Source organism: Curtobacterium sp. MCSS17_015 (assembly GCF_003234265.2).
Lineage (GTDB): Bacteria > Actinomycetota > Actinomycetes > Actinomycetales > Microbacteriaceae > Curtobacterium.
The window spans coordinates 2,280,650-2,294,821 of sequence record NZ_CP126256.1 but is presented as its reverse complement, the minus strand read 5'-3'; the positions used below and the strand labels follow the sequence as shown (position 1 = coordinate 2,294,821).

Sequence of the window (14,172 nt, the reverse complement as noted above, 5' to 3'; positions counted from 1 at the left end):
TCGGGCCAGGCCGCCGACCCCGCTCCGGGCGCACTACTCGAGCGCGGCGAACCGCTCGAGGTCGGTCTCGGTGCCCGAGACGATGATGAGGTCGTCCTCGCCGATGACGCTGTCCGGGGTCGCCGGGACGAAGGCCTGTCCCGGCGGCTTGATCCCGAGCACCGTGAGACCGTGGCGCGTCCGGATCACCGTCGTCGCGAGGTCCCGTCCCCGCACGGCCCGCGGCGGGAACATCTTCACCACGGCGAAGTCGTCGTCGAACTCGATGAAGTCGAGCATGCGCCCGGACACCAGGTGCGCCGTCCGCTCGCCGGCCTCGCGCTCCGGGTAGACCACGTGGTTCGCGCCGATCCGGCTGAGGATGGTGCCGTGCGACCGACTGATCGCCTTCGCCCAGATCTGCGGGACGCCGAGGTCGACCAGGTTGGCCGTGATGAGCACGCTCGACTCCAGGTCCGAGCCGGTGCCGACCACGGCGATCGCGAAGTCCTGCGCCCCGATCTGCCGGAGCGCGTCCATGTCGGTCGCGTCGGCCTGGACCGCGTGCGTCACCCGGTCCGACCACTTCTGCACGAGCGCGGCGTCGGTGTCCACGACCAGGACGTCGCGCCCCTGCCGTTCGAGCTGGCCGGCGGTCGCGGCACCGAACCGCCCGAGGCCGATCACGAGGACCGGGGCGTCGTGGCTGACGGGACCCTGCTGGGCGTGCGGACGGTGTCGGTCAGCCAACGATCGGCCTCTCCTCGGGACGTCGGAACAGCTGCCGGCTCTGACTGGCGGCGAGCGCGGCGGCGATGGTCACTGTACCGACCCGGCCGAGGAACATCGTGGCGGCGAGCACGTACTTGCCGGACTCGGGCAGGTCGGCGGACACACCGGACGACAGCCCGCAGGTCGCGAACGCCGAGATCACCTCGAACAGGACGCGGTCGAGGGGTTCCCGCGTGATCTGCAGCAGCACGACGGTGGCGACGGCGACGATGGTGGCGCCCCACAGGACGATCGCGACCGCCACGCGCAGGACGTCACTCGGGATGCGACGGCCGAACGCCTCCATGCTCTGCCGGCCACGGGCCTCCGCGACGGCCGCCAGGAAGAGCACGGCGAGCGTCGTGACCTTGATGCCGCCCGCGGTGGAGGCGGAGCCGCCGCCGATGAACATGAGCATGTCCGTGACGAGCAGGCTCGACCCGTACAGCTCGTCGAAGTCGACGAGCGAGAAGCCGCCGGACCGGGTCATCGTCGACAGGAAGAGCGCCTGGAAGGCCGTGCGGCCGGCGCCCTCGCGGCCGAAGGTCTCGGGGTTCGAGGCCTCGAGGGCGATGTAGGCGACGGTGCCGCCGAGGAGCAGCACCGCACTCGTCGCGAGCGTGAGCTTCACGTGGATGGGCCAGCGGCGCGGGGAGCGGAGCTGCTTCGTCAGCGTCCGGATGACCGGGAACCCGATCGACCCGGCGATGACGCCCACCATGAGGAGGCTGAGGAACCAGTAGTCGTGCGCGAACGGATCGAGGCCGTCGGCGTTCGGCGCGAACCCGGTGTTCGTGAAGGCCATCGCCGAGTAGTAGAAGGAGTCGCCGACCGCCGTCCAGAACGGCACCCCGGTGAGGAGCACACTCGGCAGGAGCAGCAGACCGATGACGACCTCGATCGTCAGGGTGCTGACTGCGACCGTGAGGAGCAGTGTGCCGACGTCGCCCAGGCGGACCGCCTGGCCCTCCGGCACGGCCCCGTGGTGTGTACGCAGCGGGTTCGAGTCCCCGGCGGCGATGAGCTTGGCGCGGAGGCCGAGCCGACGGGTGACCACGAGCCCGAGGATCGATGCGAAGGTGAGCACGCCGAGCGCGCCGATCTGCGTGCCGATGACCACGAGGACCTTGCCGAACACCGACCAGTGCGTCGCCATGTCGACGGTCGCGAGCCCGGTGACGCAGACCACGCTCGCCGCGGTGAACAGCGCGTCGGAGAAGTGGGTCACCGACCCGTCGGCCGTCGCCATCGGCGTCATGAAGAGCACCGTGAAGAGGAAGATGAGCACGATGAAGACCAGGATCGCCAGCCGCGAGGGTGACGCCCGCAGGGCCGTCACGAGCCTGCTCGGCCGTCGCTGACCCGCCACGGTCCCCACGGTGGGGATCGGCTCGGTGCGGTCGAGCATCGTATGCCTCCGGGGACATGGGCGGGACGGTTCGTCATGGTACATCCGCACGGCGGCGGATAGCCTTGCTGGATGGCCGACATCTTCAGCGTCGTCGCGGACCCGACGCGGCGTGCACTGCTGGGCGAGCTCCTCACCGCGTACGGGGCCGACGCCACCGGCGGGGAACTGAGCGTCGGGCAGCTCGTGCTGCGGCTCGGCGTGAGTCAGCCGACCGTGTCGAAGCACCTCCGCGTGCTCCGCGACATCGGCCTCGTCACCAGTCGCGAAGAAGGCCAGCACCGCTACTACCGGCTCGACCCCGAGCCGCTGCTCGGCATCGAGGAGTGGGTGGTCCCGTTCACGAACGCCGTGGACGCCGACGGCACCCCGGCCACCACGTCGTGGACGCCGGACGGTCAGCCGGTGTCCGTGCGGAGGAGCGGCACGGCGGGCAAGGCGACGGTCGAGGTCGGCACCGAACTCGGTCGCGTCATGGCCGAGGCGTCGCACCGCGCCACCGTCGCGATCACCGGGGCGCAGCAGGGCTGGGAGCGGGTCGTCGACCGCAGTCTGCGCCGCTTCACGAAGCGCCCCGAGGACGACTGAGCAGCTGCTGGACACCGGGCCTCACGCGCCTCTACAGTGTCCAGTGACCACACAGGTCACAACAAGCAAGCCACCCGAAGGCGGACCATGACCGGCAGTTTCGACGACGTGCGCTTCCTCACCGTCGCGGAGGTCGCCGAGATGATGCGCGTCTCCAAGATGACGGTCTACCGCATGGTCCACGCCGGGGAACTCCCCGCCATCCGATTCGGCCGGTCCTTCCGCGTGCCGGAGTCGGCGGTCGCGGAGGTCCTCCGCGGTGGCATCGCCGACGTCGGCTGAACCGACCCGGCTCAGCCGTTCCCGTCCCGGGCGTCCATCGTCCGTCCCGGCGCCGTTCGACATCGCAGCAGCCAGCCGGTAGACTCGGGCAGGTTGATTTTCCGCGGCTTCATCGGCCCGGTGTCCGTACATCAGCATCAGTCCGAGCGAGGTCCACATGGGTTCTGTCATCAAGAAGCGTCGCAAGCGCATGGCGAAGAAGAAGCACCGCAAGCTCCTTCGCAAGACGCGCCACCAGCGTCGCAACAAGAAGTAGGTCGAGAGACCCGCAGCAGAAGCCCCGGTTCGCCGGGGCTTCTGCGTTTCCGGCCCACGGACCCCCGGAGTGGCGCGGGTAGCCTGAGGTCATGACAGCCGTGACGCTCCTCACCAAGCCCGGATGCCACCTCTGCGACGACGCTCGTCCCGTCGTCGAACGTGTCGTCGCCGCACGGCCGGGAGTCACCCTCGAGGAGCGGTCCATCCTCGACGACGACGACCTGCGCCTGGAGTACGCGGAGGACATCCCCGTCGTGCTCGTCGACGGTCGTGTGCACAGCAACTGGCACGTCGATGCCGAACGACTCGCCCGGGCGCTCGAGCAGGCCGAGGCCCGAGCGTGATCCGCCACGTCGTCTCGTGGACGCTCCGCGAGGACCTCGACCACGACGCCGCGGTCGTCCGGATCCGCGAGCTGCTGACCGGACTGGTCGGGGTGGTCCCGTCGATCCGCTCCCTGCGGGTCGTCGAGAACGTCGCCTACCCGGGGAAGAACCAGGACGTCGCGGTCGTGGCCGACTTCGACGACCTCGCCGGGCTCGACGAGTACCAGGTGCACCCGGAGCACCAGGCGGCCGCGGCCGAGATCCGTGGGCTCGTCACCGCCCGCGCGGCCATCGACTGGCAGGACTGACCGCGGCGAGAGCCCGGTACGACGAGGACCGGCTCCACCACGGGTGTCCGTGGTGGAGCCGGTCCTCGTGTTCGCGCTGCCGCCCGGCGACTACGGGGTGAGGCGCGTCGGCCCGCGGAAGAGGTACGTGACCTCGCGGATCGACGGCTCGCCGAGCATGAGCATCAGCACGCGCGCCAGGCCCATCCCGAACCCACCGTGCGGCGGGACCCCGTAGCGGAAGAAGTCGAGGTACCAGCCGAGCTCGGCGGCGTCGAGGCCCTTCTCCTCCGCCTGGGCGGTGAGGACGTCGACCCGGTGCTCACGCTGGGCACCGGTCGAGATCTCCGCGCCGTTGAACAGCAGGTCGTAGCTGTTCGTGAGGGTCGGGTCGTCGGCGTGACGCATGTGGTAGTACGGCCGGATCGAGGCGTCGTAGTCGGTGACGAAGACGAACTCGGACCCGTGGTGCTCCTTGGCCCAGGCGGAGACCCGGCGCTCGCCCTCGGGGTCGAGGTCGCCGTCGGCGCGGACGACCTCGTAGCCGCTGTCGGCGACGATCTTCCGGGCGTCGGCCAGCGTGACGCGGGGGAACGGCGTCGTCGGGATCTGCAGCTCGAAGCCGAAGACCTCCTCGATGTCCTTGCCGTACTTCTCCTTGACGGCGGTGATGCCGGCGACGAGGACCTCTTCGTGCATCGCCATGACGTCCTCGTGGGACTCGATCCACGAGAACTCGGCGTCGACGCTCGTGAACTCGGTCGCGTGGCGGGAGGTGAACGACGGGTCGGCGCGGAAGGCGTCGGCGATCTCGAACACGGCACCGAAGCCCGCGGGCTGCGCCATCTGCTTGAAGTTCTGCGGTGACTGCGCCAGGTAGGCGGTCGTCTCGAAGTACTCGAGCTGGAAGAGCTCGGCGCGCGACTCGGACGCCGACGCCATCAGCTTCGGGGTGTGGATCTCGATGTAGTCACGCTCGACCCAGTAGGTGCGGAACGCGTGCTCGAGCGTGGTCTGGATGCGGAAGATCAGGTTCTGCTTGCGGTTGCGCAGGTCGAGGAAGCGCCAGTCCAGACGCTTGTCGAGCGAGGAGTCGTCGGCGATGGGCGTCTCCGGGATGGCGGCACTGACCACGGTCAGCGTGCCGACCTTGACCTCGAGCCCGCCGAGCTTGACGCGCTCGTCGTGCTTCAGCGTGCCCTGCACGTGGACGAAGGTGCCGTGCGCGAGGCCGGAGATCGACTCCGTGGTGGCGAGTGCCGTGGCAGAGGCGTCGTCACCCTCGGCCGCTTCGCGCGTGGCCGGGTTGACGAGCTGGACGGCGCCGCTCTCGTCGCGGAGGACGACGAACTGCACCTTCTTCTGATCACGGACGGTCTCGACCCATCCGGCCACGGAGACGGGGCCGTCGGGGAGGCTTGCGAGGTCGGCGATGCGGGTGCGTTCGATCACGGTCGTCGAGTCTACCGGCCGGGCGTGCCATCGGAGGCGCCCGAGGCGGACCGGGCCCCGGGGAGGCCACTTCCCCTCCACAACGATGCGCGGTCATCCGGTTCTCCACAGCTCTGCCGGGAGGCCCTTGCCCGGGCTCGGGGCCGCCGTAGCGTCGACGTCGTGGCCAGGTCGCAGGACGAACGCGGCGGTACCCGCGACGGAGGGTCCGGGATGGGACTGCGGCCTGGTCACCCGATCAGGCGGCGAACGCCGGCCCGGTCACGGCAACGAGGCGCGCAGGGTCCCCAGCGTGCCGATGAACTCCTCGGCCATCGCCGCGCGCTCCAGCAGCTTCGCGTGGCGCGCCCTGGCGTCCTCGAGGAACGCGTCGAGGCGGGCCGCCAGGTCGGCGGCCTCGTCCGGGTCGCCGGCCGTCAGACCGTCGACGACGCGGAGGAGCCCCGCCATCTCGTCGAGTGTGAACCCGAGTGGTTTCATCCGGCGGATGACGAGCAGGCGCTCGAGGTCGCCGGCCGTGTAGACCCGGAACCCGCCGGCGGTGCGGCCGCTCGGCACGAGCAGCCCGACCTCGTCGTAGTGCCGGATCGACCGCAGCGACATCCCGGTCCGTTCGGCGAGCTCCCCGATGTGCATGGTGGCGGGGACGTCGGGACCGGTCATGTCCGACATCGTGGCAGAGGGCGAGGGGCAGCGGCTGGACGGTCGACACCCTCACATGACGGTAGGGTTGCCGCGATGTCGACCGCCACCACCGCTCCCGTCACACCGAGCGTCCTCGCCGCACTGCGGTCCCCGCGCCTCCTCACGAGGGAGCTCCTGGCCGGCGTCGTCACGGCGCTCGCCCTCATCCCCGAAGCGATCTCGTTCTCGGTGGTCGCCGGGGTGGACCCCGCGGTCGGGCTCTTCTCGAGCGTCGTCTTCGCGATGGTCATCTCGGTGGTCGGCGGCCGACCGGCGATGATCTCCGCCGCTGCCGGATCGGTCGCGCTCGTGATCGCACCGCTCGTGCGGGACCACGGGGTCGCCTACCTCGTCCCCGCGATCGTGCTCGGCGGCCTGTTCCAGCTCGTGCTCGGGTTCCTCGGCGTCGCACGCCTGATGCGCTTCATCCCACGCAGCGTCAACGTGGCGTTCGTCAACGCCCTGGCGATCCTCATCTTCACCGCGCAGCTCCCGAACCTGCTCGGGAACGACGTGCCGCTCGTCGTCTGGCCCCTCACCGCACTCGGCGTCGCGCTCATCGTCGGGGTCCCCTTCCTCACGAAGGCCGTCCCCGCGCCGCTCATCGCCGTGGTCGTGGTGACGGCGATCACCATGGTGTTCGGGGTCGCCGTCCCCACGGTCGGTGACGAGGGGTCCCTCCCCACCGCGTTGCCGGGCTTCAACGGGATCACCGTCCCCCTGACCCTCGACACCCTCCAGCTCATCGCGCCGTACGCGTTCGGCGTCGCGATCGTCGGGCTCATCGAGACGCTGCTGACCGCACAGCTCGTCGACGCCGTCACCGAGACCCGGTCCAGCGCCTGGCGCGAGTCGTGGGGTCAGGGCGTGGCGAACATCGCCTCGGGCTTCTTCGGCGGCACCGGCGGGTGCGCGATGATCGGACAGACGGTCATCAACGTGAAGACGGCCGGTGCCCGCACCCGGGTGTCGACCTTCGTGGCCGGCGCGGCGGTCCTCGTCCTGACGATCGTCCTGCACGACGTGGTGGCCCAGATCCCGATGGCGGCCCTCACCGCGGTGATGCTCATGGTCTGCGTGGCGACCTTCGACTGGCACAGCGTCCGGCCGCGCACCCTCCGCCGGATGCCCCTCGGGGAGACGGCCGTCATGGTCATCACCGTGCTGGTCGTCGTCGCGACGGACAACCTGGCCACCGGGGTGCTCGTCGGGGTCGTCGTCGCCGCGCTGGTCTTCGCCCGCCGGGTCGCCCACGTCGTCGAGGTCGTGCGGGAACCGGTCGACGAGCGGACCGTCCGCTACCGGGTGCGCGGGGCGCTGTTCTTCGCGTCCTCGAACGACCTCGTCAACCGGTTCTCCTACGCCGAGGACCCCGAGCGCGTCATCGTCGACATGTCCGAGGCGCACGTGTTCGACGCGAGCACGGTCGCGGCACTCGACGGGGTCGAGCAGCGCTTCGCGAAGCACGGGTCCACGGTGGAGGTCGTGAACCTGAACACCGGTTCGACCGCCCTGCACGGTCGGCTGTCCGGCCACCTCGGCTGAGCGCTCCCGAAGTCCGTGGATCCGCTGTGGGGCGGGTGGGCGAGCGGGACCGACCTACACTGGAACCCATGCCCGCGACCAAGATCCACCTCGTGCGGCACGGCGAGGTCCACAACCCCGACCGTGTCCTCTACGGGCGGCTCCCGGGCTTCGGTCTGAGCGAGCTCGGCACCCGGATGGCACAGGCCTCCGCGACCGCCTGGAAGGACGCCGGCATCGACGTCCGGGCGATCGTGGCGTCCCCGTTGCAGCGCACGCAGGAGTCGGCCGCGCCCTGGGCCGCGGCCTACGGACTCGACGTCCGGATCGACGAGCGCCTCATCGAACCCACGAACCGCTACGAGGGGCAACCGCCCGGCTTCACCAAGCGCTCGGTCCGGCGTCCGAGCGAGTGGCCGTGGATCGCGAACCCGTGGCGTCCGAGCTGGGGCGAGGCGTACGAGTCGATCGCCAACCGCATGCTCGCCGCCGTCAGCACGGCGTGGGAGAGCGTCGACGAGGGCGACGTCGTCCTCGTCAGTCACCAGCTGCCGATCTGGATGGTGCACCGCCGGCTCGCGGGGGAGCCGCTCTGGCACGACCCCCGGAAACGCCGGTGCGACCTCTCGAGCATCACCACCCTCGTGCGGACGCCCGACCGCTCGGCCGGGCGGTTCACCGAGGTCGGGTACGCGGACCCGGCGGCCGAGCTCCGTGCGTCCGCCATCGACGAAGGAGCAGTGTGACGCGCACCACCCGCACGACCCGGGCCCGGACCACGGGCGCCGCAGCGATCGCGATCGTGACGGCACTCGTGCTCGTCGGGTGCTCCTCGAGCAACGACTCCCTGTCGCGGCAGTACGGCAACGGCAGCACGCAGAACTACATCTCCGGCACCGGGGCGGTGACCGAGGTCGCCGTCGACGAGCGGACCGACCCCATCGACTTCACCGCCGAGTCGACGGAGGGCGACGAGCTCTCCGCCGAGGCCCTGCGCGGCGACGTCGTCGTGATCAACTTCTGGTACGCGGGGTGCCCGCCGTGCCGCGCCGAGGCCGAACACCTCAACACCGTCCACGACCGCTTCGCCGACGACGACGTGCAGTTCATCGGGGTCAACGTCCGTGACGAGGCCGGCACCGCGAAGGCCTTCGAGCGGAAGTTCGGCGTCGACTACCCGACCGTCCTCGACGCGAACACCGGCACGATGCAGCTCGCGCTCTCGGGTGAGATCGCGCCGAACGCCGTGCCGACGACGATCGTCCTCGACAAGCAGGGCCGGGTCGCAGCGCGGGTGCTCGGCGCGGTCGACGGGCCGGGCATCCTGGACACACTCGTCGGCGACGAACTGACCGGCAAGGCGTCCTGAGCGGTGACCAGCGGCAATCCCTTCGCCGACGCGATCTTCAGCGGACAGCTCCTCGTCGGGCTGCCGGTGGCGGCGCTCGCCGGGCTCGTCTCGTTCCTGTCACCGTGCGTGCTGCCCCTCGTGCCGGGCTACCTCGGGTACGTGGGCGGCATCGCCGACGGCTCGCGGCGCTCCCGCGGGCGCGTGCTCCTCGGCGTGCTCCTGTTCGTGCTCGGCTTCACGGTCGTCTTCGTCCTCGGGTCGGCCGCAGCGGGGGCCGTCGGGTTCTGGCTCGTGCGCTGGCGTGACCTCATCGTGCAGCTCATGGGGATCGTCGTCATCGCGATGGGGCTCGTCTTCATCGGTCGGTTCACGTTCCTGCAGCGGACCGTCAAGGCCGACTTCACGCCGCGCACCGGTCTGCTCGGCGCCCCGCTGCTCGGCATCGTGTTCGCCCTCGGGTGGACGCCCTGCATCGGGCCGACCCTCGCGGCCATCAACCTCATCAGCTTCCAGTCGGGCAGCGCCTGGCAGGGCGTCGTGCTCGGCATCGCGTACTGCATCGGCCTCGGCGTCCCGTTCCTGCTCGTCGCGCTGGGCGCCGGGTGGGCCTCGGGTGCGATCGGCATCGTCAAGCGGCACATGCGCACCGTCAACATCATCGGAGGAGCGATCCTGATCGTCATCGGTCTGCTCATGGTCACCGGCATCTGGTCGGCCGTCATGTCGAACGTCGGGGCGGTGATCCAGAGCTTTGTCCCCGCGGTCTGACAACCAGGACGACCTGACGGACGATGCCGCCACCGGGGCCGATCGGTCGTCGGACCCGCAGCGACCGTCCGACCACGTCGACGGGACCCCCGTCACGCCGAGCCCGCGGGACGAGGGCATCGCGCAGCCGAAGCTCGGCGTCGTCGGGTACCTCCGCTTCGCCTGGCGCCAGCTGACGAGCATGCGGACGGCGCTCTTCCTGCTCATGCTGCTCGCCCTCGCGGCGATCCCGGGTTCCCTCGTGCCGCAGCGGCAGGCGGACCCGAACGGCGTCGTGCAGTACGAGAACGACCACCCGACGCTCTTCCCGGTGCTCGACAAGCTGCAGGTGTTCGACACCTACACCTCGGTGTGGTTCTCGGCCATCTACCTGCTGCTCTTCGTGTCGTTGATCGGCTGCATCGTCCCGCGGACCCGTCACCACTGGCAGGCCCTCCGGACCCGGCCCCCGAAGACCCCGGCACGGCTCGGGCGACTGGCCGGGTTCCGGACGGTCGCCGTGACGACGGAGACGGTCACCCCGACCCCGACCGCGACCGCGAACGGTGGGGCGGACGCCACGACGGGCCTCCCGTCCGTCGACCGAGCGGTCACGAGCGCCATGGCGCAGCTCAGGAAGTCCGGCTACCGCGTCGAGCGGTTCGGCGACTCCGTGAGCGCGGAGCGCGGGTACCTGCGCGAGACCGGCAACCTGGTGTTCCACGCGGCGCTCGTCGGCGTGCTCCTGGCCGTCGGCCTGGGCGGCGGGTTCAGCTACACCGGGCAGCGGCTGCTCGTCGAGGGGCAGACCTTCACGAACGTCCTCGGGTCCTACGACTCGTTCAACCCCGGCCGGTGGTTCTCGCAGTCGGACCTGCAGGGCTACAACCTGACGCTCGACGACTTCGAGACGGAGTACGAGGAGACGAACCTCGACGCGCTCGGGCAGGCGACCGACTACTCGGCGACCGTGACGGCACGGACCAAGGACGGCGGGACGACGACGAGCCGTCTCGGTGTCAACGAGCCGCTCGCGATCGGTGGGACGAACGTGTACCTGCTCGGCAACGGCTACGCCATGCAGGTGACCGTGCGCGACGGCGAGGGGAACGTGGCGTTCCAGGACGTCGTGCCGTTCCTGCCGGAGGACGCGAACTACACCTCCACCGGCGTCGTCAAGGTCCCGGACGCCTCGCCCGAGCAGCTCGGCATGATCGGGTTCTTCTACCCGACCGCGGTGAAGCAGAGCACCGGAGCCTTCGCGTCGGCGTACCCGGACACCGAGAACCCGATGCTGTCGCTGCAGGTCTACACGGGCGACCTCGGTCTCGACGACGGGGTGCCGCAGAGCGTGTACCAGCTCTCCACGAAGGGCCTGACGCAGATCGCCGGACGCCAGTCCGACACCCCGAGCATCTCGATGAAGCCGGGGGAGACCAAACAGCTGCCGGACGGTGCCGGGTCGATCACCTTCGACGGCGTGAAGCGGTACGTCTCCCTCGACGTGCACCGTGACCCGTCGCAGCTCTGGGTCGCCGCGTTCGCCATCCTGTCGGTGCTCGGGCTGCTCACCTCGCTGTTCGTCCCCCGCCGTCGCGTGTGGGTCAAGGCGGTGCGCCGGACCGGTTCCGAGCACGGCGAGTTCGACCTCGAGTACGCGGGTCTGGCCCGCGGCGAGGACCCGAACCTGGAGCGGGCGGTCGCGGACATCGCCCAGCGGCACATGTCGGACCTCGGAGTTAGGATCGCCCAGTGAACACGACCACCCTCGCCACCTACTCGGTGGTCCTGACGTACTCCGCGATGGCGGTCTACGTCATCGCGTTCATCTCGTTCGCGCTCGACATGGCCAAGCGTGCCGGCGGCGCCGGCTCGACGGCGGGCTCCGCGGCCTCGCCGGACCACGGCACGGCGGCCACCGTCGCGACCGTCCAGGGCGGCACCGTGGTCCTCGAGCGTGTCGAGCAGAAGCGCTCCGGCGGCGGCGGCCAGCGCGGATCCCGGTTCGAACGGGTCGGCATGGCGATGACCGTGCTCGCGCTCGTCGTCCACGTCGGCGCGATCGTGCTCCGTGGGATCGCGGCCGACCGCGTGCCGTGGGGCAACATGTTCGAGTTCTCCCTGACGGGCACGGGGCTCATCATCCTGGTGTTCCTGCTCGTGCAGTTCTGGCAGGACCTCAAGTTCCTCGGGGTCTTCATCACCGGGCTGACGATCATCCTGCTCGGCATCGCGACGGTGAACTACTACGTCCCCGTCGTCCCGTTGCAGCCGGCGCTGCAGTCGTACTGGCTGGTCATCCACGTCTTCGTCGCGATCGCCGGCACCGGCTTCTTCGCGCTCGGCGCCGGGCTCGCGGTCACGCAGCTCGTCCAGACGTACCGCCTCGGCCGACCGGCGTCGCGCAGGCTGCGGTTCATGGCGACCCTGCCGGACGCCGACCGGCTCGAGGTCCTCAGCTACCGGGTCATCCTGGTCGGTTTCGTGCTCTGGACCTTCACGCTCATCGCCGGTGCGATCTGGGCCGAGCGTGCGTGGGGTCGGTACTGGGGGTGGGACACGAAGGAGGTCTGGACCTTCATCATCTGGGTCCTCTACGCCGGGTACATCCACGCTCGTGCCACCCGCGGGTGGCGCGGTGCGCGGTCGTCGTGGCTCGCGCTCATCGGCTTCGCGGCCGTCATGTTCAACTTCTCGGTGGTCAACGTCTTCTTCAAGGGACTGCACAGCTACTCCGGGCTGTGAGCAGTCGCTGACGCGACCGCCTGACGGACGGGAGGCCCGACACCAGCCGGTGTCGGGCCTCCCGTCCGTCGCGTGGTGGGCCTACCCCGCCGCGAGCAGCGCGTGCACCCGCGCCAACCGCGCTCGCCACCACGCCGTGCGTTCCGGGGACGCCGCCCAGCGCTCGAGCAGCGCCGGGTCCGGCTCGACCCGCCGGACCGCGATCCCTCCGGCCACGGGCAGGAGCGGCTCGGCGGTGACGTCGCCCGTGAACATCGCACCGGTGCCCAACCCGGCCGCGTAGGCCGGTGCCATCGCTGCCGCGGCGAGGAACGCGCCCATGCCGAGCCCGACCGAGGTGTCGAGCGCACTCGAGACGACGCAGGGCAACCCGGCCTCCGCGATGACGGCTCGTGCAGCGGTGACGCCGCCGAGCGGCTGCGCCTTGACGACGAGCACGTCGGCCGCTCCGGCACGGGCGACGGCGAGGGGGTCCGAGGCCTTCCGGACGCTCTCGTCGGCCGCGATGGGGATCCCGAGGCCGGCCACGCGGCTCCGCAGGGTGGCGAGGTCCGGCACGGAGGCCACCGGTTGCTCCGCGTACTGCAACCGGTACCGGGCGAGGCGTCCCAGGGCCTCGGTCGCCTGGTCGAGCGACCACAGACCGTTCGCGTCGACGCGCACGGCGGCGTCCTCGCCCATCGCCCGACGGACGGCGGCGACCCGGGCGACGTCGTCCTCGATGCTCGTGCCGGGTTCGGCGACCTTGACCTTCGCCGTGGTGCAGCCCGGGTAGCGCCGGAGCAGGTCGGGGACGTCCGCTGCGGGGACCGCGGGGACGGTGGCGTTCACGGGGACGGCGTCCGCGGCGGGTGCCTGCCGTGTCCACCCGAAGTCGACGGCGGCACGGAGCCACGCGGCGGCTTCGGCGTCGTCGTACTCGACGAAGGGGGAGAACTCGGTCCAACCCTCGGGACCACGGAGCAGGAGCGCCTCACGCACGGTGATGCCGCGGAACCGGACCCGCATCGGCAGCGCCACGACCCGGGCAGTGGCGAGCAGGTCGCGCAGGTCGGGGACGGTCGCCGCGGCGGACGACCGGTCACTGCCGGGCGACCGGTCGACACCTCCCGCGAGCGAGCCGACACGATCCGACCGCCCGTCGGCAGGGCCCGTCGTCCCGTCGGCACGACCTGCCGGACGGTCAGCACGGTCTCGTGGTGTTCGCGGGCGGGGCGACGGGGTCACATCGGGCACCCGGCCATCCTCGCAGGAGGGTCCCGGGCTGCTCTCGGCTGTTCCGAGGGGACCGCCAGGGCGGCGCACTAGCATCGCTGCGGTCGACCACCGGTCGACGGGTCGGCTCCGTGCACGGACGCCGACGTGGATCGACGAGGAGGCTCGGTGGCGACCGACGAGTTCGCGCGGCTCATGCGCCAGGGCACCGTCGACGTCCGTCGTCCGACCGCCACGCAGCGCCGCAGGAACCCGGTCATCGGGAAGATCGCGCTCGGCCTCGCCGTCGTCGCGGCGGCGGTCGACGCGAGCGCGTTCGCGGTCTTCATGGGCGGCGACACGACCTTCGCGTTCGGCATCTGCTTCGTCGTCGTGTTCCTCACCCTGGTCGCCGCGGTGCTCGGGTTCATCTCGGCCGTGGGGTCGTTCGGCCGCTGGTACGGGGTCGTCGGCGTCGTGATGGCCTTCTTCGCGAACCCGGTGATCCTCATCGTGCTCGTCGTCATCGTGGCGCCGGAGATGCTCGCCGGCATGGAGCAGTAGCGGACCCGGTCA

Annotated in this window: 17 protein-coding genes; 12 read left to right on the top strand and 5 right to left on the bottom strand. The window is 70.8% G+C overall.

The annotated features are described in order from the left end of the window. Nucleotides 1-33: 33 nt before the first annotated feature. Nucleotides 34-729, bottom strand: a complete 696-nt coding sequence (locus DEJ18_RS10805) for a potassium channel family protein (protein WP_111080651.1) — start codon at nt 727-729, stop codon at nt 34-36. Next, nucleotides 722-2,158, bottom strand: coding sequence for a TrkH family potassium uptake protein (locus DEJ18_RS10800; protein WP_111211613.1), 1,437 nt, complete (start codon nt 2,156-2,158; stop codon nt 722-724). The genes DEJ18_RS10805 and DEJ18_RS10800 overlap by 8 nt, the downstream gene beginning before the upstream one ends. Nucleotides 2,159-2,230: 72 nt before the next feature. On the opposite strand from DEJ18_RS10800, the gene DEJ18_RS10795 reads away from it, so the two are divergent. The 5 genes from DEJ18_RS10795 (at nt 2,231) to DEJ18_RS10775 (ending at nt 3,920) form a co-directional block, all read left to right on the top strand. Then, nucleotides 2,231-2,746, top strand: a complete 516-nt coding sequence (locus tag DEJ18_RS10795; RefSeq protein WP_111211612.1) for an ArsR/SmtB family transcription factor — start codon at nt 2,231-2,233, stop codon at nt 2,744-2,746. Between the two features lie 87 nt (nt 2,747-2,833). Further along, nucleotides 2,834-3,028 (top strand): helix-turn-helix domain-containing protein, encoded by a 195-nt coding sequence (locus DEJ18_RS10790; RefSeq protein ID WP_111080648.1) that lies wholly within the window; start codon nt 2,834-2,836, stop codon nt 3,026-3,028. A 157-nt stretch (nt 3,029-3,185) separates the two neighbouring features. Continuing rightward, nucleotides 3,186-3,284, top strand: a complete 99-nt coding sequence (locus tag DEJ18_RS10785) for a 30S ribosomal protein bS22 (RefSeq protein WP_003792170.1) — start codon at nt 3,186-3,188, stop codon at nt 3,282-3,284. Nucleotides 3,285-3,375: 91 nt separating this feature from the next. Then, nucleotides 3,376-3,630, top strand: coding sequence for a glutaredoxin family protein (locus DEJ18_RS10780; protein WP_111080647.1), 255 nt, complete (start codon nt 3,376-3,378; stop codon nt 3,628-3,630). After that, complete coding sequence (locus tag DEJ18_RS10775) at nt 3,627-3,920, top strand: Dabb family protein (RefSeq protein ID WP_111080646.1); 294 nt, start codon at nt 3,627-3,629, stop codon at nt 3,918-3,920. The genes DEJ18_RS10780 and DEJ18_RS10775 overlap by 4 nt, the downstream gene beginning before the upstream one ends. Nucleotides 3,921-4,010: 90 nt before the next feature. Here DEJ18_RS10775 and aspS read toward each other — a convergent pair whose 3' ends face one another. Both aspS and DEJ18_RS10765 read right to left on the bottom strand, forming a co-directional pair. After that, nucleotides 4,011-5,351 (bottom strand): aspartate--tRNA(Asn) ligase, encoded by a 1,341-nt coding sequence (gene aspS, locus DEJ18_RS10770; RefSeq protein WP_111211611.1) that lies wholly within the window; start codon nt 5,349-5,351, stop codon nt 4,011-4,013. Nucleotides 5,352-5,612: 261 nt separating this feature from the next. Further along, the gene (locus DEJ18_RS10765; RefSeq protein WP_111080644.1) at nt 5,613-6,014 is read right to left on the bottom strand and encodes a MerR family transcriptional regulator; all 402 of its coding nucleotides are present in this window, start codon (nt 6,012-6,014) and stop codon (nt 5,613-5,615) included. A 75-nt stretch (nt 6,015-6,089) separates the two neighbouring features. Between DEJ18_RS10765 and DEJ18_RS10760 the strand changes: the two genes are divergently transcribed. The 6 genes from DEJ18_RS10760 to ccsB all read left to right on the top strand — a co-directional run bounded on the left by DEJ18_RS10760 (nt 6,090) and on the right by ccsB (nt 12,402). After that, nucleotides 6,090-7,580 (top strand): SulP family inorganic anion transporter, encoded by a 1,491-nt coding sequence (locus tag DEJ18_RS10760; protein ID WP_111211610.1) that lies wholly within the window; start codon nt 6,090-6,092, stop codon nt 7,578-7,580. Nucleotides 7,581-7,648: 68 nt separating this feature from the next. After that, nucleotides 7,649-8,305 (top strand): histidine phosphatase family protein, encoded by a 657-nt coding sequence (locus DEJ18_RS10755; RefSeq protein WP_111211609.1) that lies wholly within the window; start codon nt 7,649-7,651, stop codon nt 8,303-8,305. Next, a complete protein-coding gene (locus DEJ18_RS10750; RefSeq protein ID WP_111080641.1) occupies nt 8,302-8,928 on the top strand; it encodes a TlpA family protein disulfide reductase in 627 nt (208 codons plus the stop codon). Before DEJ18_RS10755 ends, DEJ18_RS10750 begins: the two co-directional genes overlap by 4 nt. A 3-nt stretch (nt 8,929-8,931) precedes the next feature. Then, entirely contained in the window at nt 8,932-9,678 is a 747-nt protein-coding gene (locus DEJ18_RS10745; protein ID WP_111080640.1) for a cytochrome c biogenesis CcdA family protein, read from the top strand. Further along, entirely contained in the window at nt 9,662-11,413 is a 1,752-nt protein-coding gene (gene resB, locus DEJ18_RS10740) for a cytochrome c biogenesis protein ResB (protein WP_111211608.1), read from the top strand. Before DEJ18_RS10745 ends, resB begins: the two co-directional genes overlap by 17 nt. After that, a complete protein-coding gene (ccsB, locus tag DEJ18_RS10735; protein ID WP_258377026.1) occupies nt 11,410-12,402 on the top strand; it encodes a c-type cytochrome biogenesis protein CcsB in 993 nt (330 codons plus the stop codon). Before resB ends, ccsB begins: the two co-directional genes overlap by 4 nt. An 81-nt stretch (nt 12,403-12,483) precedes the next feature. Here the strand turns inward: ccsB and DEJ18_RS10730 are convergent, their stop codons facing one another. Continuing rightward, the gene (locus DEJ18_RS10730; protein WP_258377028.1) at nt 12,484-13,452 is read right to left on the bottom strand and encodes an o-succinylbenzoate synthase; all 969 of its coding nucleotides are present in this window, start codon (nt 13,450-13,452) and stop codon (nt 12,484-12,486) included. Between the two features lie 333 nt (nt 13,453-13,785). Here DEJ18_RS10730 and DEJ18_RS10725 point away from each other — a divergent pair, with 333 nt between their 5' ends. After that, a complete protein-coding gene (locus tag DEJ18_RS10725) occupies nt 13,786-14,160 on the top strand; it encodes a hypothetical protein (RefSeq protein ID WP_111080638.1) in 375 nt (124 codons plus the stop codon). Nucleotides 14,161-14,172: the final 12 nt, after the last annotated feature.

Excerpts from the sequence above, each read along its gene's own strand:
- DEJ18_RS10795 (WP_111211612.1), top strand. The coding sequence starts at position 2,231 with ATGGCCGACATCTTCAGCGTCGTCGCGGACCCGACGCGGCGTGCACTG.
- DEJ18_RS10790 (WP_111080648.1), top strand. The coding sequence starts at position 2,834 with ATGACCGGCAGTTTCGACGACGTGCGCTTCCTCACCGTCGCGGAGGTC.
- DEJ18_RS10765 (WP_111080644.1), bottom strand. The coding sequence starts at position 6,014 with ATGACCGGTCCCGACGTCCCCGCCACCATGCACATCGGGGAGCTCGCC.
- DEJ18_RS10780 (WP_111080647.1), top strand. The coding sequence starts at position 3,376 with ATGACAGCCGTGACGCTCCTCACCAAGCCCGGATGCCACCTCTGCGAC.
- DEJ18_RS10800 (WP_111211613.1), bottom strand. The coding sequence starts at position 2,158 with ATGCTCGACCGCACCGAGCCGATCCCCACCGTGGGGACCGTGGCGGGT.
- DEJ18_RS10785 (WP_003792170.1), top strand. The coding sequence starts at position 3,186 with ATGGGTTCTGTCATCAAGAAGCGTCGCAAGCGCATGGCGAAGAAGAAG.
- DEJ18_RS10755 (WP_111211609.1), top strand. The coding sequence starts at position 7,649 with ATGCCCGCGACCAAGATCCACCTCGTGCGGCACGGCGAGGTCCACAAC.
- DEJ18_RS10760 (WP_111211610.1), top strand. The coding sequence starts at position 6,090 with ATGTCGACCGCCACCACCGCTCCCGTCACACCGAGCGTCCTCGCCGCA.